This is a genomic window from Entomohabitans teleogrylli, from assembly GCF_001484765.1.
Classification (GTDB): Bacteria; Pseudomonadota; Gammaproteobacteria; order Enterobacterales; family Enterobacteriaceae; genus Entomohabitans; species Entomohabitans teleogrylli.
The window spans coordinates 120,841-141,907 of sequence record NZ_LLXO01000015.1 but is presented as its reverse complement, the minus strand read 5'-3'; the positions used below and the strand labels follow the sequence as shown (position 1 = coordinate 141,907).

Below are 21,067 nucleotides of genomic sequence, written 5' to 3'. Positions count from 1 at the left end.
ACAGGACAATAAAGAGAAAGAATACTGTGACCAGTGCAAGATAATATCGTTGAAAAATGACAGATATACATTAGAGAGGTAAATATCCCGACAACGATCGAGGTACCGTCACTGAAGAAAGTGAATAACTATGCAAACGGGAACAGTGGATACTCTTCGAAAATATTCTTTTTTTATTCTTCGGCCCAAAAAGCAAAGGGGCTGACTTTCGTCAACCCCTTGTTTTATATGGCGGAAGCGCAGAGATTCGAACTCTGGGACCCTTTCGAGTCGCCGGTTTTCAAGACCGGTGCCTTCAACCGCTCGGCCACACTTCCAGAATGACGCGAACTATAAACATCCCGTTCGACCATGTAAAGCCCGATTTAACTCGACCGACCAAAAAACAAACAAAATGATGTTATTTGCATGAATTGCAAACAAATTGCTCAGTTAAACAGCGCCTTTACCGGCCCCACTATGACTCTCCTGCCGATTACCCTACTGCCAGGCCTGTAGCCGGTTATCCAGCAAACAACGCTTTGCGACGATTTGTCCTGAGTTGCCTGGGGAAAAGTCCCGCCAGACCTTAGCGCAAATGCACTATTCAACAGCGTAAAGATGGGTAAAAACCCTTTAATCTTGCCGTCTGCGACCCTATTCTCACACACTGACAACACCTGTAATTAGAGAGAGTTATTCATGGATCGCATTATTACCTCGTCCCGCGACCGTACATCGCTACTCAGTACTCATAAGGTTTTGCGTAACACCTATTTTCTGCTGAGCCTGACGCTGGCGTTTTCGGCGATCACCGCCACCGCCAGCACCGTGCTTGCACTCCCTTCGCCGGGCCTGATCCTGACGCTGGTCGGTATGTATGGTCTGATGTTCCTGACCTACCGCCTGGCGAATAAACCAACCGGTATTCTGGCTGCCTTCGCGTTCACCGGCTTTCTGGGCTATATCCTTGGACCAATCCTGAACGCTTATCTGTCCGCCGGAATGGGGGATGTTATTGCGCTGGCGCTGGGCGGCACCGCACTGGTGTTCTTCTGCTGCTCCGCTTATGTCCTGACCACCCGTAAAGACATGTCCTTCCTCGGCGGGATGCTGATGGCCGGCATCGTGGTAGTGCTGATCGGTATGGTAGCGAACATCTTCCTGCAATTGCCGGCTCTGCATCTGGCAATCAGCGCCGTGTTTATTCTGATCTCAACCGGCGCCATTTTGTATGAGACCAGCAATATCATCCACGGCGGCGAAACCAACTATATCCGGGCAACCGTTAGCCTGTATGTGTCGCTGTATAACATTTTCATCAGCCTGCTGAGTATCCTGGGCTTTTCCAGCCGCGATTAATCACCCCTCTGCCCGCTGATATCAATCCAGGCCCCGCTTCGCGGGGCTTTTTTTGTGGACAAAACCGCAGATAGCGCTGTTTACCGGGCTTTGTGGTTAGCAGGCAAATTTTGCTACACTGCGCCCAGTTTGAAAGTAAAACCGGATGCATATGTTTATTTTTGAAGGCCGCGAAATCGAAACCGATAGCGAAGGCTACCTGAAGAACAGTCAGCAGTGGACTGAACCTATGGCTGAAGTTATCGCCGCGCAGGAAAATATCACGCTTTCTGCCGAACACTGGGAAGTGGTGCGCTTTGTGCGCGACTTCTATCTGGAATTTAACACCTCACCGGCAATCCGCATGCTGGTAAAGGCGATGGCCAGTAAATTTGGTGAGGATAAAGGCAACAGCCGCTATCTGTATCGCCTGTTTCCGAAAGGCCCGGCAAAGCAGGCAACCAAAATCGCCGGGTTGCCCAAACCGGTTAAATGTATTTAATCAGTAGCGAATACTGAACCTGGTCCACTCCTGCCCCGGGTGATGAGGTTCAGTGACCACTTTATCCACCCGGGCGCCTCGCGGCCCCCCGGCCTTAAGCCAGGCAAGCAGTTGCTCAACCTCCGCCTGTTCGCCGCAGGCCAGTACTTCTACGCTGCCATCATCCAGATTGCGGGCATAGCCGCTAACCCCCAGGCGCCGGGCTTCCCACTGGGTGCTGTAGCGGAACCCTACGCCCTGAACCCGGCCATACACCCAGGCCATTATGCACACAGACATAATTTTCCCCTCCACATCGCTGGCGTACATGACTAATTAACTCAGCATAACAAACAATCACCCCACGCTTCAGCGTACATGTCGCGGAAGCAAACCATAGTGTTGCTGAAAACGGGCTGTAAAACGTGATGGTGAAAGATAGCCGCATTGATGAGCGATCTCACCAATCGGCAACGCCGTGGTTTGCAGCCGGGTAAGCGCATAAGCCATTCGAACTTCTTCAACCAGAGTCCGAAATGAAGAGGACTCCTGCTGCAGACGGCGGCGCAAGGTGGATTCCCCCATATGCAATTGCCCGGCGACCTTTTTAACACTCCAGTTTTCCGCCGGCGCCAGCATCACTACTTGCCGTACATTATCCGTCAGCGAAGCGTGGCGCTCCCTGAGCAGCGGCCAGCCATATCCCGCCTGATATAGCGCCAGCAGTAATCCATGAACCTGATGGACACGCATTTCCGGCGAGGAGTCCGTTTCTACCGACCGCAAAGCGTTATGCCACATCAGCAGCAGGTCGCGATCGGCAGGTACACACCAGGAGGTCATTTTTGCAGTGACTGGAGAAAGCACATAGCGTTCCCGGAATAAAGCCAGTATATCGGCGGACAAACTGAGCATCCGGGAACAAAATCGCCCGCCAGCAGGTTGATTAATAACCTCCATATCAATATCCGCCGGCAGCACGATCAGCTCAGCGGTAGTGGCGCTCATTTGACGCGCCCCCTGAACAATGATTTTACTGCCCTGCTCTACCCGGCAGACAGCCGGCGCAAACAGCCGGACACGATGTAGCTTGTGTTTGCGGGTAGAAACAACTTGCGCGGCCGATAGATCATTAAACTGGTAGCGAACGTCCGACACTCGGGGCTCCTGTATTCGTTTAGCGGCGATAGACTGCTGTCAGATCCGCGCGGGCAATGGCATGATTGTGCAGCATAAATCCTACCAGCGCACCGGATGCATCACCATCAATCGGTAACCTGTCGACATTCAGCGCCCAAAGTGTGAAACGGTAGCGATGCGGCTTATCGCCGGCCGGGGGACATGCGCCGCCGTAACCGGCATAGCCAAAGTCATTGCGCCCCTGGACTGCGCCGGCAGGCAACTGGTTTCCGCTCCGGTCTCCGGCGCCGCTCTCCAGTCGGGACACTTGTCGCGGAATATTGACTACCGTCCAGTGCCACCAGCCGCTCCCGGTCGGCGCATCCGGGTCAAAAGCCACCAGCGCAAAACTCCGGGTTCCTTCTGGCACCCCCGACCACGACAATTGCGGAGACTGATTTTTCCCGGCGCAGCCAAAACCCTGATACAACTGATTCTCATTCAGGGTATTACCGGCGCCAATATCCTGACTGGTCAGGGTAAACGGCTCTGCAGACTGGGCGCTAAAACTCATGCTGGCGCTTAACACAACTGCACTGATGTATTTCATTATCATACCTTGCTCCTCAGGTTAGTCCTGAGGAACAGCGTACCGGACAGCTCAGCTCAGTATTGTGCCGAAACGTTTTCATTTTGTGCCGAAACGCTCACTGCCGGTCCCTGTTGTCAGAGCCGGGGCTGTGCTACGCTACGCCCCTTTCTTTCTGGTCCGATTCACCGGGCTGATACCGTTTTAGCAGGTAAATGTTGATGACAGCTTCCACGCATACTCAATCCGCCGCCCTTCCCCGGGTGGTATTAGCAAAAGGGCGCGAAAAATCGCTGCTGCGCCGCCATCCCTGGGTTTTTTCCGGCGCGGTTGCCCGCCTGGAAGGTAAGGCGCGCTCGGGGGAAACTGTCGATATTGTCGATCATCAGGGGAAATGGCTTGCCCGCGGCGCGTGGTCCCCGGCGTCACAAATTCGCGCCAGAGTCTGGACATTCGATGCCGCAGAAGCCATCGACACCGCGTTTTTTATCCGCCGCCTGGAGCGCGCTCAGCAGTGGCGTAATGAGCTTGCCGAACGGGATAATCTGAATAGTTATCGCCTGATTGCCGGCGAGTCTGATGGGTTACCGGGCGTCACCATCGATCGCTTTGGGCCATTTCTGGTATTACAGCTCTTATCCGCCGGTGCGGAATACCAGCGCGCCGCACTACTTTCGGCGCTACAAACCCTCTACCCGGACAGTAGCATCTACGATCGCTCTGATGTCGCCGTGCGCAAAAAAGAGGGACTGGAGCTGACTCATGGGCCGGTTTGCGGCGAGCTTCCCCCGGATCTGCTGCCCATTGAAGAACACGGTATGCAACTCCTGGTGGACATTCGCCACGGCCATAAAACCGGTTATTACCTGGATCAGCGCGACAGCCGCTACGCCACGCGTCGTTATGTCACCAACCGACGCGTCCTGAACTGTTTTTCCTATACCGGTGGTTTTGCTGTGTCGGCATTGATGGGAAGCTGCAGCCAGGTTATCAGCGTCGATACCTCTCAGGAAGCACTGGATATTGCCAGACAGAACGTTGAACTTAATGGTCTGGATCTGCAAAAAGCGCAATTTGTCCGTGACGATGTCTTTAAATTGCTTCGCAAATATCGCGATGACGGGGAGAAATTCGACGTTATCATCATGGATCCGCCCAAGTTTGTTGAAAACAAAGGTCAACTGGCCGGCGCCTGCCGTGGTTATAAAGACATTAATATGCTGGCGATACAGTTGCTGAATCCCGGTGGGACATTACTGACCTTTTCCTGCTCCGGATTAATGACCAGCGATTTATTTCAGAAAATCGTTGCAGATGCCGCACTTGATGCCGGGCGTGATATACAATTAATAGAGCAGTTCCGCCAGGCAGCTGACCATCCGGTGATCGCCAGCTATCCGGAAGGGCTTTATCTGAAAGGTTTCGCCTGCCGCATCATGTAACTTGAAAAAGGGAAAGCTGCCCACATATTAACAGCAGAAGTAACGTTTTTCGGGAGGTGACTATGATTGCCAGCAAATTTGGTATTGGCCAGCAAGTGCGTCATTCCCTGTTAGGCTACCTCGGCGTTGTAGTGGACATTGACCCTGAATACTCGCTGGAGGAGCCGGCAGCGGACGAACTGGCGGTAAATGCAGAGTTGCGCTCTGCCCCGTGGTACCACGTCGTGATGGAAGACGATGATGGTCATGCGGTCCATACGTATCTGGCAGAGGCGCAATTGAGCGGCGAGATTCAGCAGGAACATCCTGAGCAGCCATCAATGGACGAACTGGCCGCTTCGATTCGTCGTCAGCTACAGGCACCTCGCCTGCGCAACTAAGCTAAACCCCGCAGCCGCGGGGTTTTTGCTATTTCGCCAGCCCCAGCCGCGGGATTTCTATTGCAGGGCAACGATCCATCACCACATTAAGGCCCGCATCGCGCGCCAGCACCGCGGCCTGATCATTAATCACCCCTAACTGAAGCCACAGCGTCTTCGCGCCGACGGCTATCGCCTCCTGAGCTACCTCCCAGGCTGCCTCCGCATTGCGAAAGACATCCACCATATCAATTTTTTCCGGTACCTCGGCCAGAGAACCGTAGCCCTGCTGCCCCATCAAAGTCTTTCCTGCCACTTTTGGGGAAACGGGAATCACGTGATATCCCTGCTCCAGTAAATAGGCCATCACGCGATAACTGGGCCGATCCGGCTTGTCGCTGGCTCCCACCAGCGCGATGGTATGGGTATTCTTTAAAATCTCTGCAATATCGGTTTCTTTCATAGATCCCCCTGAGTCATCCTGCAAAAGTGTATGCTAAACCGGTCATGCCCGCCCGGTCCAGGAGCCTGATACTGTACAGGGAGTATCCAGACGCGCAGCGAAACAGGATGCCGGTCAGCAGAAGCGGCTTTTTTTGATCGTGAATCTTGCAGCATCAGTCGCTTCCAGTAAGCTGGGAACAATTTTAATCTGCCAGGTAGAGAACATGGAACTAACCACACGTACACTCGCGCCGCGCAAGCATATCGCGCTGGTGGCACACGATCACTGTAAAGAGATGCTGTTAAAATGGGTAGAGCGCCACAAAGCTATCCTCGCTAAACACGCCCTGTGCGCCACGGGGACTACCGGAAATCTGATCCAGCGCGCCAGCGGTTTACCGGTGGAGGCGTTACTCAGCGGTCCGATGGGGGGCGATCAGCAGGTCGGAGCGTTGATCTCGGAAGGTAACGTTGACGTGCTTATCTTTTTCTGGGACCCGCTCAACGCGGTACCGCACGATCCGGATGTCAAAGCCTTGTTGCGCCTGGCGACGGTCTGGAACATTCCGGTGGCGACTAACCTGTCGACAGCAGATTTTATTATTCAGTCCGCCAATTTCAGCGAAAGCGTTGAGATCCTGATCCCGGACTACCAACGCTACCTCGCCGACCGCCTGAAATAAATTTACGGCTTTCTCACGGCTGGAACGCCCAGGTGTTCCAGCTCATCGACAAATACTGACGGCGCCTCTTTATCATACAGCAGCCATACCCGGTGCCGCGCCCGGGTCAGCGCGACATACAGCAGGCGCCGTTCTTCCGCATTAGGATAATCTTCCGGCTGCGGCAGCAGCGCCTGTTCGATAACCGATTCCCTGGCTGGCGCTGGAAAACCCTCTTTTCCGTCCCGCAGCCCGAGAATGATTACGTAGTCAGCCTGCTGACCTTTACTGGCGTGAATCGTCATGAAATCAATGTTCAGTTTCGGCCAGCGGGTTGACGCTTTTTCCAGCGCCGAAGGACGCAAATAATGGTAACGACCCAGCACCAGAATCCGCTGTTGCGACGTGGCAAAACCGCTGAGCTTATCCAGCAATGCATCAAGCTGATCTTCAGGCAACAACAACAGCGATTTTTTATCGCCCCGGGTCAGGCTGTTCAGCGGTTTGGCAAGCTGTTGCGGATTCTGCTGGATAAAGCGGTTAGCGATATCGCCAATTCGGTCATTAAATCGATAGGTGGTGTCCAGCGCACACAAATCCCCTGCACCAAAATGGTGGCTAAAGGAGGTAGTCAGGCCTAACTCTGCGCCGCTGAAGCGGTAGATAGCCTGCCAGTCATCGCCCACGGCAAACAGCGTAGTATGCGTATTCTGCCGCCGCAGCGCGGCAAGCAGTGCGGCCCGCTGCGGCGAAATATCCTGAAACTCATCAACAAGAATATGTTTCCACGGGCTGACAAAACGCCCTTTATCCAGCACATTGACGGCCTGGTGAATCAGCCCGGAAAAATCCACCGCATCCTGGGCTTTCAGCGCTGACTTCCAGGCTTTAAGGATCGGCGACATCAGTTTAATGCGCTTCTGAAAATTATCGCGGCACGCTTCAGGACAGGAAGCTATCATCCCGGCCTGAGAACCACCGTGCATTCTCATCAAACCTAACCAGCGTTCAAGACGCGGCGCCAGGCGCCTCGCCAGTTTCTCATCCTGCCAGAAATCCCCTTCGGGAATTGTCCACAGTAGTTCTTCTTCCAGCCACTGCCGCCAGCCTTTCGCCTGAGCCTTTTTTTCGCGACACTGCTGCCGCCACGCCTCAATCAACAGCCGATGCCTGGCAGACGTATCGCTCTCCAGCTCGCTGACAACGGGCACCTTTCGCCCTCCCTGCTGGATAATATGCAACGCCAGCGCATGAAACGTGCGGGCAGTCATCTCCGTAGTATGGAGCCGCTCTTCTACCCGCTGATCCATCTCCTGCGCGGCCTGGCGTCCGAAAGCCAGCAGCAAAATCTGCTCTGCGGACGCCTCTCCACGCGCGAGTAACCACCCCGCCCGGGCAACCAGAACGGAGGTCTTCCCGCTACCGGCCCCCGCCAGCACCAGCAACGTGGTTTCTCCGTTAACGACGGCTCTGGCCTGCGAAGGGTTAAGGGGGGAACTTTCCACATCCCGGAAGAAGTCCGCATAGCGCTCAAGCATTACGTCAGTAAAACGCGCATTAATCTCATCACGACGTTTTTCACCTTCCGCCAGCCAGCTCTGACACAACAGCCAGTTTTCCCGACAGTTATCAAATGATGTCATACGCTGGTGAGGCAAAGGCAGCGCGATAAGGGCTTCCCGAAGCCGCGCCTGTAGCTGCTCAACGTCTTCACGTTTAAACCAGCGCTCTCCGCTGGTCAGGTGACTGATGGCATCAAGCTGTTCCTGCAGCACACTGGCGGAGATAATGCTCATCTCCTCGCTCCAGCGCTGCCAGTTCAGGGATAAGTGGTGATAAAAACGCTGGGTGTCGCCCCATTCGGTACCGTGAAGGCGTACCACCTTATCCCCGGGAAGAACAAACTCCAGCTCCCCCCAGACCAGGCCACGCTTACAGTTAATGGCCAGTAACTGGTTAAACGGAATCAGGTATTCGTGGCGATCGCCCGAAACCTCAATACCTGCGGTCAGCAGCCTGACGCGATTATACGGGTGCTGCGCCAGATGTTTACCAAGAGAGGTCGCTTTCAGTTCCATGCCAGTATCTGATCCGGTTTGCGCTATAAGTCTGGTGATAGTTTACCTGCCAGAGAAATCACTCTCCAGGTAAAAACACGATACAATCAGCATAGTAATGTTTTCTGCGCAGCCCGGGAGATTTATGCGTACTGTACTGAATGTACTTAACTTTGTTTTAGGTGGTTTTCTGACCACAGCCTCATGGCTGCTGGCTACTGTAGTCAGCATTATTTTTATCTTTACCCTGCCTCTGACCCGCGCCTGCTGGGAAATTACGAAATTGTCGTTGGTTCCCTATGGCAATGAGGCGATTCATGTCGATGAGCTTAATCCCGACAGCAAAAGCGCGCTGATGAATACCGGCGGGACGCTCCTCAATATTTTATGGTTCATTTTCTTCGGCTGGTGGCTGTGCGTATTGCACATCATCACGGGTATTACGCAATGTCTGACCATTATCGGAATACCGGTCGGCATCGCCAATTTTAAAATTGCCGCCATTGCGCTGTGGCCGGTAGGTCGTCGCGTGGTCTCTGTGGAAACCGCCCGGGCCGCCAGGGAAGCAAACGCGCGCCAACGTTTTCAGTGAGTAAGGATAGCCACACGTTATGCTCAGCCCTTTGTTACACCGCTACACCTGGAACAGCGCCTGGCTTTATAACCTGCGAATCTTTCTGGCGCTAAGCGGCGCGGCGGCGCTTCCCTGGTGGATTGAAGACGTTAAGCTCACGATCCCCCTGATTCTTGGCGTTGTTGCCGCCGCGCTGGCCGATCTTGATGATCGGCTGACCGGGCGTTTGCGCAATCTGGTCATCACCCTGTTTTGCTTTTTCATCGCCTCTGCATCCGTGGAACTGCTGTTTCCATGGCCGTGGTTATTTGCTCTGGGTCTGACGCTATCCACCAGCGGATTTATCCTGCTTGGCGGCCTTGGGCAGCGCTATGCGACAATTGCCTTTGGCGCTCTGCTGATTGCAATTTATACCATGCTGGGGATCTCGCTATATGACCACTGGTATCAGCAGCCTCTACTGCTGCTGGCGGGCGCTATGTGGTATAACCTGCTGACATTAGCAGGCCATCTGATATTCCCGATACGACCATTACAGGACAACCTCGGGCGCTGTTATGAACAACTGGCGCACTACCTTGAGCTAAAATCCCGGCTGTTTGATCCTGATATTGAAGATGAACAGCAGGCGCCGTTGTACGATCTGGCGATGGCGAACAGCCAACTGGTGACTATCCTCAACCAGACTAAATCCTCGCTGCTGACGCGTCTGCGTGGAGACCGGGGCCAGCGTGGTACCCGGCGCACGCTGCATTACTACTTTGTCGCCCAGGATATTCATGAGCGGGCAAGTTCATCGCACATTCAATATCAGACGCTACGGGATACGTTCCGCTATACCGACATTATGTTCCGCTTCCAGCGGGTGCTCTCCATGCAGGCGCTGGCCTGCCAGCAGTTGTCACGATCCATTTTGCTACGCACCTCCTACCAGCACGATCCTCATTTTGAGCGGGCATTTTCCCATCTGGATGCAGCGATTGAGCGCTTTAAAAACGCCAATGGCGCTAAATCCCTCCCTGAGCTGAAAGCCGTCGGCTACTTGCTCAATAACCTGAAAGCGATCGACGCTCAATTGGCCACCATTGAATCTGAACAGGCTCAGGCCAGTTCAGGTAATGAACAGGAAAACAAACTGGCTGACGATAGCCTGCACGGTTTCAGCGATATCTGGCTGCGCCTGCGTCATAACTTCACGCCGGAATCCGCACTCTTTCGCCATGCCGTGCGTATGTCCCTTGTTCTGTGCCTGGGTTACGCCATCATTCAGGTGACCGGCATGCACCATGGTTACTGGATTTTGCTGACCAGCCTGTTTGTGTGCCAGCCGAACTACAACGCCACCCGTCGCCGGCTGGCGCTGAGAATCATCGGTACCCTGGCGGGTATTGCCCTGGGTATTCCGATGTTATTGTTGGTTCCATCCATTGAAGGCCAGTTGACACTGATCGTCATTACCGGAGTACTGTTTTTCGCATTTCGCAACGTTCAGTATGCCCACGCCACCATGTTTATCACACTGCTGGTACTGCTCTGCTTTAACCTGCTCGGCGAAGGGTTCGAGGTCGCCCTGCCACGCGTCATCGATACCCTGGTCGGCTGCGCCATAGCCTGGGCGGCAGTCAGCTTTATCTGGCCAGACTGGCGTTTTCGCCGTCTCCCGCAGGTTATCTCCCGGGCCATTAATGCCAACTGCCGCTACCTGGATGCCATTCTTGAGCAATATCACCAGGGACGCGATAACCGCCTGGACTACCGTATTGCCCGGCGTGATGCCCATAACCGGGACGCGGAGCTGGCCTCCGTGGTCTCTAATATGTCCAGCGAGCCGCGTATCACTCCGGCAACCCGTGAGATGGCCTTCCGACTGCTTTGCCTGAATCACACATTTAATAGCTACATCTCCGCGCTGGGGGCTCATCGCGAAAAGCTGTCCACACCGGAAATACTGGCGCTACTGGACGATGCCGTCTGTTATGTCGATGACGCCCTGCACCACTCTCCTGACGATGAGCCGCGCATCCAGCAATATCTGGCCAGTCTGGAAGCGCGTATCGCCAGCCTGGAGCCGCGCCCGGACAGCAAAGAACCGCTGGTATTGCAGCAAATAGGGTTATTGATTGCACTATTACCGGAAATAAGCCGTCTCCAGTTGCAGGTTAATCAACTCCCGGTATGACGATTATGTTCGGCCATCTGATCCTCAAGCCACTCCCTGAGCTCCTGGCGAATCTGCGCCGGGAGCGCAGCAACATGCAGCCCGCAGATGGCCCCCTCCAGCGCATAAAGCGTCCGGACATCCAGCGCTTTATTTAACTTACGAACCATTAACCAGCTCTGGCGCGATCCGAGTAGTTTGAGGGTAAACTCATCAACAATGCCGACTTTAAATAGCAGTAGCTCCAGGTAGAGAGTAATATTGGGCAGGTCTTTCGGACGCCGGTTGAGCCCCTGCTCCGACTTTTCTTCCCGGGCGGATTGCAGCGCCTTTGCCGCCAGATCCATAAGCGTTTCAGGATTTTGCCAAAGTGATTCGCCGACCCGGAAATAGTTTAACCTTACGGGCCGACCACGTTTATGAATCGCCAGTACAGGAACCTGATGCTGGCTGAAATAGGGCTGCGTTTGCTCACAAGCGCGCAGATAAAGTTCCCCCTCTGAGACCATGGCAAAGACGGTGTCATCAATCGAAAGGCTATACCCGCCGAACAGGGAACGCGAGCTCACATTCCCCAACGGTGAGAAAAACTCCTGTGATTCATACACCCTTTCATATGATTTCGATTTCATGATTATTCCTTATATATCATGGTGTAAATATCTCATCATTTAATTAACGGTTCCGCTATCCGAAAAATAGGCAACTTCCAGGCAATCGGCAATCAGATTTTTGTTTTCAGCGTTATTACAAAACGAATTTGCGAGATGCTTTCCGAAATTTAGGTTGATCTTTACCCATTTCAGCATTACTGTACATACATACAGTAACCCCATAAGGCTGGATTCACCATGTTCATAACCACTTCTGAAAATCGCGCAGCAAACGCCTCCCGAATCACTCGCGGCAATGTTTCCTGGGCTTCAAACCCTGCCCAGGGTTTAATTAGTGAGGTTATTTATAGTGAAGAGCAGCCGGGGTTGACTCAGTTGCTACTTTTACCCCTGCTACAGCAGCTTGGACAGCAGTCGCGCTGGCAACTCTGGCTAACTCCACAGCAAAAGCTGAGCCGCGCCTGGGTAGAGGCTGCTGGTCTGCCGCTTTCAAAAGTCATGCAGGTAAGCCAGATGACCCCCGGCAATATGATGGAGTCGATGGCAAAGGCATTGCGGACTGGAAATTACAGCGTTGTTGTCGGTTGGTTTCCGGCCGGGCTGACGGATGAAGAACATCGGATTCTTGGAAAAGCGGCTGAAGAAGGTAACGCAATCGGCCTGATTATGCGTCCGGTTCACCCGGCTTATGCCCAGTCCGGACCGCGCTCGACGCTAAAAATTCATTCAAATTTGTATCATTAAGTAATTTTAAGATTAATCCTGGGTTAATTGTATGCGCTTGATTAACCCATGGTTAACAGGCCCGCAAAAGGCGATAAACTGCGCTTTGTCGGTTATTTAGCGTTTAAATTATGTCCAGAAATGTTAAAAAATATGGCGGTTTACTAATTTTTTTCATATGTCTGACGGACTTCACACTTGTAAGTTTCCAACGACGTTGTAGACTTTAGCTTGCTGGAGTTGCTCACATAAGCTGAAATAATCAGCAGAGTAACAATGAGATCGACTCTGGTGAAGGATTTAACCATGGGCTTTAAATTTTAACTATCCTTAAGCCGATGGACATTTTGGATGATAACGAGGCGCAAAAATGAAAAAGACAGCTATCGCGATTGCAGTGGCACTGGCTGGCTTCGCTACCGTAGCGCAGGCCGCACCGAAAGACGACACCTGGTATGCAGGTGCTAAGCTGGGTTGGTCCCAGTTCCATGACACCGGGTTCTACGGTAACGGCTATAACATTAACAACAACAATGTTGATAATGATCAGCTGGGTGCTGGTGCATACGGTGGTTATCAGGTTAACCCGTACCTGGGCTTTGAAATGGGTTACGACTGGTTAGGTCGTATGCGTTACAAAGGCACTAACAGTGGTGCATTCAAAGCACAGGGCGTTCAGCTGACCGCTAAACTGGGCTACCCGATCACCGACGATCTGGACCTGTACACCCGTCTGGGTGGTATGGTTTGGCGTGCAGATGCTAACGGTTCTGGCGGCGGTAAAAACCACGACACCGGCGTTTCTCCGGTATTCGCTGGCGGCGTTGAGTGGGCAATCACCCAGGACATCGCTACCCGTCTGGAATACCAGTGGGTTAACAACATCGGTGACGCAGGCACTGTAGGTGCTCGTCCGGATAACGGCATGCTGAGCGTTGGCGTTTCTTACCGTTTCGGTCAGGAAACTGTTGCGCCGGTAGTTGCTCCGGCTCCGGCCCCGGCTCCGGAAGTACAGACCAAGCACTTCACTCTGAAGTCTGACGTTCTGTTCAACTTCAACAAATCTACCCTGAAACCGGAAGGTCAGCAGGCACTGGATCAGCTGTACTCTCAGCTGAGCAACCTGGATCCGAAAGACGGCGCAGTGGTGGTTCTGGGCTATACCGACCGCATCGGTTCTGACGCCTACAACCAGAAACTGTCTCAGCAGCGTGCTCAGTCCGTTGTTGACTACCTGATCTCTAAAGGTATCCCGGGTAGCAAGATCTCTGCACAGGGTATGGGCGAATCCAACCCGGTTACTGGTAGCACCTGTGACAACGTGAAAGCTCGCGCAGCGCTGATCGACTGCCTGGCGCCGGACCGTCGTGTAGAAATCGAAGTTCGTGGTACCAAAGACGTTGTAACTCAGCCGCAGGCTTAAGTTACCACGCTAAAAAAACCCCGCGATGCGGGGTTTTTTCTTTTCAGTCGTTTGCTGTTACACCACCACAACCTGGCATGTCGAGATCATCTTCCTCATCCAGACGTTTTTCCCACAGCCTGGCGCAGTCGGACCTGGCCCCTATATCGTCACCCTCTCCCGGTGAATTACACTGTTACTCTTTATCACCCAGCAGTGCCTGAAGATCCTGTTTCAGCGATGTCATTCGGGATGCATATTTTTCTTTACGTTCAGCATCTTCAATCAGTTGGACAATCGTTTCCGACAGTGTCGCGCCGCGCCGCTGAGCCAGTCCGGCAAGTCTTTGCCAGACCAAAAATTCCAGGTCGATCGACTTTTTACGCGTATGCTGATGTTCAGCATTAAAATGGCGTTTGCGCCGCGCACGAATGGTCTGTTTCATTCTGTTGGCGAGCGCCGGGTTCATATGTTGCTCTATCCAGTTCAGTACCTGAACCGGTTCATGCTCCATGCCTAACAGAAGTTGAACCGCTTCATCCGCCGCGCTGGTTTCTACGTAGCGGGTGATAAGCTCTCCCTCCCGGTGCTTCTTCACCAGATATTTCCATTTCCAGCCGCTTTCGAGATTTTCCAGTTGTTGATATTTCATGCTGTTCTCAGGTGACTGTGTAACTTCTCTCAGAATATCAGTATTTGCGTGCTTTGCTGAGAATAAAATCAATGCTGTGAGCCGCAAAGTAGTTTAATCCCCGGATGTCTTCCCCTGGTCCGTGTGCTAACCGCCAGGTTACTGTATAATCGCCTCTTTGATTTCATATAAATAAAATTCAACGACCTTGACCATTAATCGACTCCCATGGCAAGCCCTGGTCCCTGACAGTGAATCCTGGCAGGAACTTTTTGCGCAGCCAGTGATACCTGAACCCCAGCTTGTCTCATTCAGCGCGGTGCAAATGCGCCTGAGCTACGGCCTGCAACAGTTTTGCCACCCGGCACGTTGCGCAGACTATATGCTGATCAGAAGCCCTGAAGAGGGTGAATACCTGACGACTGTCGCCAGTGTCATCCGCGCTATCTGGAATGCGCCGCAGAAATTAACTGGCGGTCATTATCAGATAGACGGCGCAACGGTGACGTTTCGCCCGGCGGAAAGTCCGGAGGATAATTTTGCCGCCCGTGGCGAAGTGGTTGTCGCCGACTGGGTTGAACCCGATCAGGTCTTTGGCTGCCTGCGCCAGTTCGACGGTCAGCTTTCACTGTCACCCGGTCTGATCCATCAGGCTAACGGTGGTATTTTAATCCTTTCGCTACGCAGCGTACTGGCGCAACCATTATTGTGGCTGCGGCTGAAACAGATGCTCGAGCAGCAGCGCTTTGACTGGCTATCTCCGGATGAAACCAGCCCGCTACCGGTCAGCGTACCTTCAATGCCGCTCAGTGTGAAACTCATTTTGCTTGGCGATCGCGAAGCGCTGGCGGATTTCCAGGAAATGGAGCCAGAGATCAGCTACGACGCGCTGTACAGTGAATTCGAAGATGTCCTGACGATTGACGATGAGGACGCCGTCAGCCAGTGGATGAAGTGGCTCGGCGCAGTGGCCCGGGAGCATCACCTTCCGCTACCGCAAGCCGATGCCTGGGCGGAGCTGGTGCGTGAAGCCGTTCGTTTTACCGGCGATCAGGCATTGTTTCCGCTTTGCCCGGTATGGATTGCGCGCCAGTTGAAAGAGGTCAGCCTGACCAGCGACGGCGAGACATTCAGCGGCGAGCAATTCCGCAATATGCTGTTACAGCGTGAATGGCGTGAAAGCTACCTCAGCGAACGCATGCAGGACGAGATCCTCCAGGAACAGATTCTTATCGAAACCGAAGGCGAACAGGTCGGCCAGATCAATGCCCTGTCAGTGATCGAGTTTCCAGGGCATCCGCGCGCTTTCGGCGAGCCTTCGCGCATTAGTTGCGTAGTACATACCGGCGACGGGGAATTTACCGATATTGAGCGTAAAGCCGAACTGGGCGGCAATATTCATGCGAAAGGCATGATGATTATGCAGGCTTTCCTGATGTCTGAACTGCAACTGGAGCAGCAATTGCCCTTTTCCGCCTCCCTGACCTTTGAGCAATCCTACAGCGAAGTGGACGGCGACAGCGCTTCAATGGCTGAGTTATGCGCACTGATTAGCGCGCTGGCGAATGTGCCGATTCAGCAGAGCATCGCCATTACCGGCTCAGTTGACCAGTTCGGGCGCGTTCAGCCGGTTGGCGGTCTGAACGAAAAAATCGAAGGTTTTTTCCGCATCTGCCAGCAGCGCGGCTTTACCGGCAATCAGGGCGCCATTATCCCGGGTACCAATGTGCGTCACCTGAGCCTGCATCCCGACGTGCTGGAAGCAGTAGAAAATGAGCAATTTTTCCTGTGGGCGGTTGACGATGTCGCCGATGCGCTGATGCTTCTGACCCGGCTGCCCTGGGATGGCGAAGGTCGCCAGACGCTGATCCAACTTATTCAGGAGCGCATTTCCGCTATTCAGAACGACGGCAGAAATCGTTATCCGTGGCCGCTGCGCTGGCTAAACTGGTTCAATCATAACTGATCGGACTTGTTCAGCTTACAAGTGTTAGCTAATCTGCGTGCTTCATTAAAAAAAGGCTTATAGTAGACATGGTAGATAAACGCGAATCCTATACGAAAGAAGACCTTCTTGCCTCCGGCCGCGGTGAACTGTTCGGCGCTGAAGGTCCGCAGTTGCCCGCGCCCAACATGCTGATGATGGACCGCGTGGTTAAAATGACGGAAACCGGCGGTAATTTTGACAAAGGCTATGTGGAAGCCGAGCTGGATATTCATCCTGACCTGTGGTTTTTTGGCTGTCACTTTATCGGCGATCCGGTGATGCCTGGCTGCCTGGGGCTGGACGCCATGTGGCAGTTGGTAGGCTTTTATCTCGGCTGGCTGGGCGGTGAAGGCAAAGGGCGCGCGCTGGGTGTGGGTGAAGTGAAGTTCACTGGTCAGGTGCTGCCGACGGCGAAAAAAGTCACCTACCGTATTCACTTCAAGCGCGTGGTCAACCGCCGTTTGATCATGGGCCTGGCGGATGGCGAAGTGCTGGTCGACGGACGCGTTATTTACACTGCCAGCGATCTGAAAGTAGGTCTGTTTAAAGACACCTCTTCTTTCTGATCCCTCTAAAAGGCGAAACCTCCGCGCGGCGGAGGTTTCTTTTTAAAGAGACACTATCAGGCAATCAAGACCTTGTCTTCCATGGCCTGCCGCCAGCCTCCCATCCAGTATGATCTCTGAGTCAACGCCTGATAAGGGCACATTTCTTTTGAGCGTCCGGCAATGCCGGCCTGATACCCACGCTGATGAGCCCGTTCCAGGCGATCACGTTTTTGTCTCTTCATGCCTCGTTTCCCTCATACTTTGATCTGGTGGAAAGAAAACAGTGATTACAAAATGTGCAATCACTATTAACAAATAACCTGCATTTCCCCGTCCGTCAATGCGCAAAATTCACGCCAATGTCACATTCATCGGCTATAAGGAATGTCTGAATTTGCCCTGGCGCCAGGAAGGCAAAGTAACCTGTTGCCCTCAAAAGAAAAGGCCACAGCATCTGCGCAGCAGACGTCTGTGACCTTTTCGTGCGATCTTCAAAAATTAGGGTAAACGGGACACCTGAGAGGCAATATTGCGCGATTCCTGTTGCCATGCCATGGCCAGAGTTTTGACCATTTCATCATAACCATCCTGGGTCTGCTTCAGCTCAATATGGAACGGACGCCGGGTAATCTGGTTACGATGGTTCAACAGCCATTCACCGCTGACGATCGTGCGACCATCATAACGACCATGAAACCCGGTAACATTGACGCTTAGAGTATCCTGATCGCTACCCAGCGGCTGCGATGAGACCACCCAGCCGGGCAGCGCGCTGCTCAGATTGGCCACCAGAGCGTTACGCAGTTGCTGATCCAGCGGGCTGGCCCACAGATTGCTGGTAGCGATAACGTACTGTACGTCGGTGGTCTGGTAGACCACCCCATTACCGGCCAGGAAATCCGGCACTGTCACCTGTTCCACCCACAGCTGACGCTGACCGGTACTATTCGTGCCCTGCGATACGCTCTGTACCGGTAACGGCAACTGGTAATACGTTTTATTATCCCCGCTGCTACAGGCGCTCAGCGCCAGTGTCAGCGCCAGCGGTAACCACTTTTTCATTCTTTCGCCCTCTTCGGCTGTGGATCCTTTTTATCCTTCGCTTCAAACACCAGCGCATTGCTCTTCTCATTCAACGTCCGCAATACCGGCTGAAGCTCGCGCAGGACCTGATCCAGACGCTGCATATCCGCCACCATTTTGTTATACGCCGCCGAACCGGGCTGGAATCCCTGCATACTGCGGTTCAGCTCGCGCAGCGTCTTCTGCATATCTTCCGGCAATTGCTGCATTGACTTGCTGGAGGTCAGTTGGTTGATATTATCCAACGTCTTCTGCAGATTGCGCAGCGTGCGCTGGCTCTCATTCAGGGTATTGGTCGCCTGTTCGATCATCGGGTTAAGCGGCAGACCGTTGATCTTATCCAGCGTCGCCATTAACTTCTGCTGAATCTGCGCCAGCCCGCTGGCGACGGTCGGAATAACGGTATAACCATCAAACTTGCGCATATCCTTTATTGCTGGCGCACCAGGATAAAAGTCGAGATCGACATACAGCGCCCCGGTCACCAGGTTGCCGGTTTTCAGCGATCCGCGCAGGCCACGCTGCAACAGCTCAGAAATCTGCCCAAAATCGGCTTTCTCGCCAAGTTGATTCATCAACCGCTCTGGTTCAATCTGGATCAGCACCGGAATACGGTAATCGTCATCCAGCGCCTGACGCAGCCCCGGAGTGAAGAACGGCACCCGGGAAACGGTGCCAAGGCGAATACCGCGGAATTCCACCGGCGCCCCCGGCTGCAAACCGCGCACGGAATCTTTAAAGAACATCAGGAAATCGATGTGCTGGGTATACAGCGAATCCTGAATGCTTTTCTGATCGTCATACAACCTGAATTCAGTATGGTCGACGACCGGCTGGCCTAAATCCCAGCCTTCCGGCACGTCAAAACTGACCCCGCCGCTGAACAGCGTCGCCAGCGAGCCCATTTCCACGCGCATCCCGGAAGAGGACATGTCCACAGCGATACCTGTATCTTTCCAGAAGCGTACATTACTGGTCACCAGGCGATCGTTCGGCGCGCTAATAAATAGCTGATAGCTCATCGCACGCGTGGCCGGATCAAACTGGCTGGTTTCCACAGATCCTACCCGATAACCGCGGAACAATACCGGATCGCCGGGATTAAGCTGCCCCGCTTTTTTGCTGTCCAGGATAATACGAATCCCTTTAGCATCCGGCGGCGCCAGCGGCGGCGCATCCAGCAGTTCATAGCTTTCCTGGTCCTCGCCCTTTGTCCCTGGCTGAAGCTCAATATAAGCCCCGGACAATAGCGTATTCAGCCCGGTAACCCCCTCACGGCCAATTTGCGGTTTCACCACCCAGAAGACTGAATCCTTGCGCAGCAGTTTCTCCATGCCAGCGTTCAGCCGCGCTTTAATCTCCACATGGTGCAGATCGTCAGTCAGTACTGCGCTCTCTACCACGCCGACATCCACACTGCGGCTCTTAATCGCGGTTTTTCCGCCCTCAATACCTTCCGCATTGGTGGTGATTAAGGTCACCTCCGGTCCCTGATGGCTGTAGTGATAAAAAAGGATCCAGGCGCCAATCAGCGCCGTGACGATAGGGAAGATCCACACCGGCGACCAGTTTTTCACCTTACGCACCTTTGCTTCCCCACTATTATTTTCCATGCTCAGAAGACTCCTCATGGTCTGAACCAGGCTCGCGATCCCACGACAAACGCGGGTCAAAAGTCATCGCAGCAAACATTGTCATTATCACCACCAGCGCAAACATCAGGGCTCCGATAGCCGGATAGATATTCATCAACGCCCCCATTCTGACCAGAGCCGACAGTACGGCTATCACAAACACATCAATCATTGACCAGCGCCCGACAAACTCCACGACTTCATAAATTAAGTGCATACGTTCGCTGTCGCGTCTGCCGTGGCCGTTGGCATCCCAGCACAGCCAGGCAATCGCAATCATTTTCAGCGTCGGCACCATGATACTGGCGATAAATATCACCATCGCAACCGGGTACGATCCTTCGCTCCACAGCAGGATCACCCCCGCCATAATGGTGGACGGCATTTTATCCCCCAGCAGGTCGGTTATCATGATTGGCAAAATATTCGCCGGCAGATACAGCATGATCGAGGTAATCAACAGGGCCATGGTCCACTGCAGACTGTGTTTACGCCGCACATGCCCTTTCACCTTACAGCGCGGACAACGCTCGCGATCGGCGGGTAAAATCGCCGTACAGCAGGAGCAGGAACGCAGCCCCTGGCGAATACCCGACACGCCAACCTGCAGCGGTACCTGATAGTGGGGCATATCGCCGATATCGTCCCACAGCCAGCGTCTGTCAACGCACTGAAAAGCACGTAGCTGCAGTACGCAGAACAAACACCAGGGAATAAAACTGCTGCCAATACCGATGTCCCCATAGGCCATCAGTTTGACAAAACTCACCAGCACGCCGGCCAGAAAGATCTCCGCCATTCCCCAAGTCTTTAACTGAAACAGCACCCGCGCCAGGCGCTTTTTCCACGCCTGCAGCATAGCGACCCGATTCACCAGCAACAGAATGGTGATCAGGCAAAACGCTGGCACCAGTTGCACAAACAGCATGAAAAACGTACCGAGGCTGGCGTAATCCTCAGAGAACATCACGCCGGGAATCTCCAGCAGCGTTACCTCGCTGGTAACGCCGGCGACTTTCATGTTGATGAACGGGAACAGGTTGGACAAAAACAGCATAAACAACGCCGCCAGCGCATAGGCCGTTGGTCGCTGGCGTGGCGCTTCCCACTGAGTGGTCAGGGTGGTGCCGCAGCGCGGGCAATCCGCCTTATGGCCGTTTTCCAGATGCGGCAGCGCCACCAGCAGATCGCATTGCGGGCACAGGATATATTTTTCGGCGTGGTGTACTTCACACATGCC

At 53.6% G+C, this 21,067-nt stretch carries 22 protein-coding genes and 1 tRNA gene; 11 read left to right on the top strand and 12 right to left on the bottom strand.

What is annotated here, in order from left to right; translation table 11 throughout:
* Positions 1-229: 229 nt before the first annotated feature.
* Positions 230-317 (bottom strand) — tRNA-Ser (locus tag AQ981_RS18115).
* Between the two features lie 364 nt (positions 318-681).
* Between AQ981_RS18115 and yccA the strand changes: the two genes are divergently transcribed.
* Both yccA and tusE read left to right on the top strand, forming a co-directional pair.
* On the top strand, positions 682-1,341 hold the full coding sequence (gene yccA / locus AQ981_RS18110) for an FtsH protease modulator YccA (protein WP_058913148.1): 660 nt from the start codon (positions 682-684) through the stop codon (positions 1,339-1,341).
* Between the two features lie 151 nt (positions 1,342-1,492).
* Positions 1,493-1,822: a sulfurtransferase TusE gene (tusE, locus tag AQ981_RS18105; protein WP_058913147.1), complete on the top strand. Its 330-nt coding sequence runs from the start codon at positions 1,493-1,495 to the stop codon at positions 1,820-1,822.
* On the opposite strand, the gene yccX is transcribed toward tusE, so the two are convergent.
* The 3 genes from yccX to AQ981_RS18090 form a co-directional block, all read right to left on the bottom strand.
* Positions 1,823-2,104, bottom strand: a complete 282-nt coding sequence (gene yccX / locus AQ981_RS18100; RefSeq protein WP_121500690.1) for an acylphosphatase — start codon at positions 2,102-2,104, stop codon at positions 1,823-1,825.
* Positions 2,105-2,170: 66 nt separating this feature from the next.
* Positions 2,171-2,959 (bottom strand): helix-turn-helix transcriptional regulator, encoded by a 789-nt coding sequence (locus tag AQ981_RS18095; RefSeq protein WP_058913145.1) that lies wholly within the window; start codon positions 2,957-2,959, stop codon positions 2,171-2,173.
* 19 nt (positions 2,960-2,978) lie between these two features.
* Positions 2,979-3,530, bottom strand: coding sequence for a kinase inhibitor (locus tag AQ981_RS18090; protein WP_058913180.1), 552 nt, complete (start codon positions 3,528-3,530; stop codon positions 2,979-2,981).
* Between the two features lie 200 nt (positions 3,531-3,730).
* Between AQ981_RS18090 and rlmI the strand changes: the two genes are divergently transcribed.
* Together rlmI and hspQ are read left to right on the top strand one after the other, a co-directional pair.
* Positions 3,731-4,951, top strand: coding sequence for a 23S rRNA (cytosine(1962)-C(5))-methyltransferase RlmI (rlmI, locus tag AQ981_RS18085; protein ID WP_058913144.1), 1,221 nt, complete (start codon positions 3,731-3,733; stop codon positions 4,949-4,951).
* Positions 4,952-5,013: 62 nt separating this feature from the next.
* Positions 5,014-5,331 (top strand): heat shock protein HspQ, encoded by a 318-nt coding sequence (gene hspQ / locus AQ981_RS18080; RefSeq protein ID WP_058913143.1) that lies wholly within the window; start codon positions 5,014-5,016, stop codon positions 5,329-5,331.
* 28 nt (positions 5,332-5,359) lie between these two features.
* On the opposite strand, the gene AQ981_RS18075 is transcribed toward hspQ, so the two are convergent.
* A complete protein-coding gene (locus AQ981_RS18075) occupies positions 5,360-5,773 on the bottom strand; it encodes a CoA-binding protein (protein ID WP_058913142.1) in 414 nt (137 codons plus the stop codon).
* A 205-nt stretch (positions 5,774-5,978) separates the two neighbouring features.
* Here AQ981_RS18075 and mgsA point away from each other — a divergent pair, with 205 nt between their 5' ends.
* The gene (gene mgsA, locus AQ981_RS18070) at positions 5,979-6,437 is read left to right on the top strand and encodes a methylglyoxal synthase (RefSeq protein WP_058913141.1); all 459 of its coding nucleotides are present in this window, start codon (positions 5,979-5,981) and stop codon (positions 6,435-6,437) included.
* Between the two features lie 2 nt (positions 6,438-6,439).
* Here the strand turns inward: mgsA and helD are convergent, their stop codons facing one another.
* The gene (gene helD / locus AQ981_RS18065) at positions 6,440-8,494 is read right to left on the bottom strand and encodes a DNA helicase IV (protein WP_058913140.1); all 2,055 of its coding nucleotides are present in this window, start codon (positions 8,492-8,494) and stop codon (positions 6,440-6,442) included.
* Between the two features lie 124 nt (positions 8,495-8,618).
* Here helD and AQ981_RS18060 point away from each other — a divergent pair, with 124 nt between their 5' ends.
* Together AQ981_RS18060 and yccS are read left to right on the top strand one after the other, a co-directional pair.
* Entirely contained in the window at positions 8,619-9,065 is a 447-nt protein-coding gene (locus AQ981_RS18060) for a YccF domain-containing protein (protein ID WP_058913139.1), read from the top strand.
* Positions 9,066-9,084: 19 nt separating this feature from the next.
* Positions 9,085-11,226: a YccS family putative transporter gene (yccS, locus tag AQ981_RS18055; protein ID WP_058913138.1), complete on the top strand. Its 2,142-nt coding sequence runs from the start codon at positions 9,085-9,087 to the stop codon at positions 11,224-11,226.
* On the opposite strand, the gene AQ981_RS18050 is transcribed toward yccS, so the two are convergent.
* Positions 11,211-11,837, bottom strand: a complete 627-nt coding sequence (locus tag AQ981_RS18050; RefSeq protein WP_058913137.1) for a TfoX/Sxy family DNA transformation protein — start codon at positions 11,835-11,837, stop codon at positions 11,211-11,213. The two genes, yccS and AQ981_RS18050, sit on opposite strands and share 16 nt — an antisense overlap.
* 219 nt (positions 11,838-12,056) lie before the next feature.
* Here AQ981_RS18050 and sulA point away from each other — a divergent pair, with 219 nt between their 5' ends.
* Both sulA and ompA read left to right on the top strand, forming a co-directional pair.
* Positions 12,057-12,563 carry an SOS-induced cell division inhibitor SulA gene (gene sulA / locus AQ981_RS18045; protein WP_058913136.1) on the top strand — a complete coding sequence of 169 codons (507 nt, stop codon included), beginning with the start codon at positions 12,057-12,059 and terminating at the stop codon, positions 12,561-12,563.
* A 349-nt stretch (positions 12,564-12,912) separates the two neighbouring features.
* Complete coding sequence (ompA, locus tag AQ981_RS18040; protein ID WP_058913135.1) at positions 12,913-13,965, top strand: porin OmpA; 1,053 nt, start codon at positions 12,913-12,915, stop codon at positions 13,963-13,965.
* A gap of 175 nt (positions 13,966-14,140) precedes the next feature.
* Here ompA and matP read toward each other — a convergent pair whose 3' ends face one another.
* Positions 14,141-14,596 (bottom strand): macrodomain Ter protein MatP, encoded by a 456-nt coding sequence (gene matP / locus AQ981_RS18035; protein ID WP_058913134.1) that lies wholly within the window; start codon positions 14,594-14,596, stop codon positions 14,141-14,143.
* A gap of 187 nt (positions 14,597-14,783) precedes the next feature.
* On the opposite strand from matP, the gene AQ981_RS18030 reads away from it, so the two are divergent.
* A complete protein-coding gene (locus AQ981_RS18030; protein WP_058913133.1) occupies positions 14,784-16,541 on the top strand; it encodes an AAA family ATPase in 1,758 nt (585 codons plus the stop codon).
* A gap of 68 nt (positions 16,542-16,609) precedes the next feature.
* Positions 16,610-17,128, top strand: a complete 519-nt coding sequence (fabA, locus tag AQ981_RS18025; RefSeq protein WP_058913132.1) for a bifunctional 3-hydroxydecanoyl-ACP dehydratase/trans-2-decenoyl-ACP isomerase — start codon at positions 16,610-16,612, stop codon at positions 17,126-17,128.
* 56 nt (positions 17,129-17,184) lie between these two features.
* Here fabA and rmf read toward each other — a convergent pair whose 3' ends face one another.
* The 4 genes from rmf to pqiA form a co-directional block, all read right to left on the bottom strand.
* Complete coding sequence (rmf, locus tag AQ981_RS18020) at positions 17,185-17,352, bottom strand: ribosome modulation factor (RefSeq protein ID WP_058913131.1); 168 nt, start codon at positions 17,350-17,352, stop codon at positions 17,185-17,187.
* Positions 17,353-17,608: 256 nt separating this feature from the next.
* A complete protein-coding gene (pqiC, locus tag AQ981_RS18015) occupies positions 17,609-18,172 on the bottom strand; it encodes a membrane integrity-associated transporter subunit PqiC (protein WP_058913130.1) in 564 nt (187 codons plus the stop codon).
* Complete coding sequence (gene pqiB / locus AQ981_RS18010; RefSeq protein WP_058913129.1) at positions 18,169-19,806, bottom strand: intermembrane transport protein PqiB; 1,638 nt, start codon at positions 19,804-19,806, stop codon at positions 18,169-18,171. Before pqiB ends, pqiC begins: the two co-directional genes overlap by 4 nt.
* Positions 19,796-21,064 carry a membrane integrity-associated transporter subunit PqiA gene (gene pqiA / locus AQ981_RS18005; protein ID WP_058913128.1) on the bottom strand — a complete coding sequence of 423 codons (1,269 nt, stop codon included), beginning with the start codon at positions 21,062-21,064 and terminating at the stop codon, positions 19,796-19,798. Before pqiA ends, pqiB begins: the two co-directional genes overlap by 11 nt.
* Positions 21,065-21,067: the final 3 nt, after the last annotated feature.

Bases quoted from the DNA above. Each gene is read 5' to 3' on its own strand.
- yccA (WP_058913148.1), top strand. From the start codon at position 682: ATGGATCGCATTATTACCTCGTCCCGCGACCGTACATCGCTACTCAGT.
- tusE (WP_058913147.1), top strand. From the start codon at position 1,493: ATGTTTATTTTTGAAGGCCGCGAAATCGAAACCGATAGCGAAGGCTAC.
- AQ981_RS18090 (WP_058913180.1), bottom strand. From the start codon at position 3,530: ATGAAATACATCAGTGCAGTTGTGTTAAGCGCCAGCATGAGTTTTAGC.
- rlmI (WP_058913144.1), top strand. From the start codon at position 3,731: ATGACAGCTTCCACGCATACTCAATCCGCCGCCCTTCCCCGGGTGGTA.
- hspQ (WP_058913143.1), top strand. From the start codon at position 5,014: ATGATTGCCAGCAAATTTGGTATTGGCCAGCAAGTGCGTCATTCCCTG.
- AQ981_RS18075 (WP_058913142.1), bottom strand. From the start codon at position 5,773: ATGAAAGAAACCGATATTGCAGAGATTTTAAAGAATACCCATACCATC.
- mgsA (WP_058913141.1), top strand. From the start codon at position 5,979: ATGGAACTAACCACACGTACACTCGCGCCGCGCAAGCATATCGCGCTG.
- helD (WP_058913140.1), bottom strand. From the start codon at position 8,494: ATGGAACTGAAAGCGACCTCTCTTGGTAAACATCTGGCGCAGCACCCG.
- AQ981_RS18060 (WP_058913139.1), top strand. From the start codon at position 8,619: ATGCGTACTGTACTGAATGTACTTAACTTTGTTTTAGGTGGTTTTCTG.
- yccS (WP_058913138.1), top strand. From the start codon at position 9,085: ATGCTCAGCCCTTTGTTACACCGCTACACCTGGAACAGCGCCTGGCTT.
- AQ981_RS18050 (WP_058913137.1), bottom strand. From the start codon at position 11,837: ATGAAATCGAAATCATATGAAAGGGTGTATGAATCACAGGAGTTTTTC.
- sulA (WP_058913136.1), top strand. From the start codon at position 12,057: ATGTTCATAACCACTTCTGAAAATCGCGCAGCAAACGCCTCCCGAATC.
- ompA (WP_058913135.1), top strand. From the start codon at position 12,913: ATGAAAAAGACAGCTATCGCGATTGCAGTGGCACTGGCTGGCTTCGCT.
- matP (WP_058913134.1), bottom strand. From the start codon at position 14,596: ATGAAATATCAACAACTGGAAAATCTCGAAAGCGGCTGGAAATGGAAA.
- fabA (WP_058913132.1), top strand. From the start codon at position 16,610: ATGGTAGATAAACGCGAATCCTATACGAAAGAAGACCTTCTTGCCTCC.
- rmf (WP_058913131.1), bottom strand. From the start codon at position 17,352: ATGAAGAGACAAAAACGTGATCGCCTGGAACGGGCTCATCAGCGTGGG.
- pqiC (WP_058913130.1), bottom strand. From the start codon at position 18,172: ATGAAAAAGTGGTTACCGCTGGCGCTGACACTGGCGCTGAGCGCCTGT.
- pqiB (WP_058913129.1), bottom strand. From the start codon at position 19,806: ATGGAAAATAATAGTGGGGAAGCAAAGGTGCGTAAGGTGAAAAACTGG.
- pqiA (WP_058913128.1), bottom strand. From the start codon at position 21,064: ATGTGTGAAGTACACCACGCCGAAAAATATATCCTGTGCCCGCAATGC.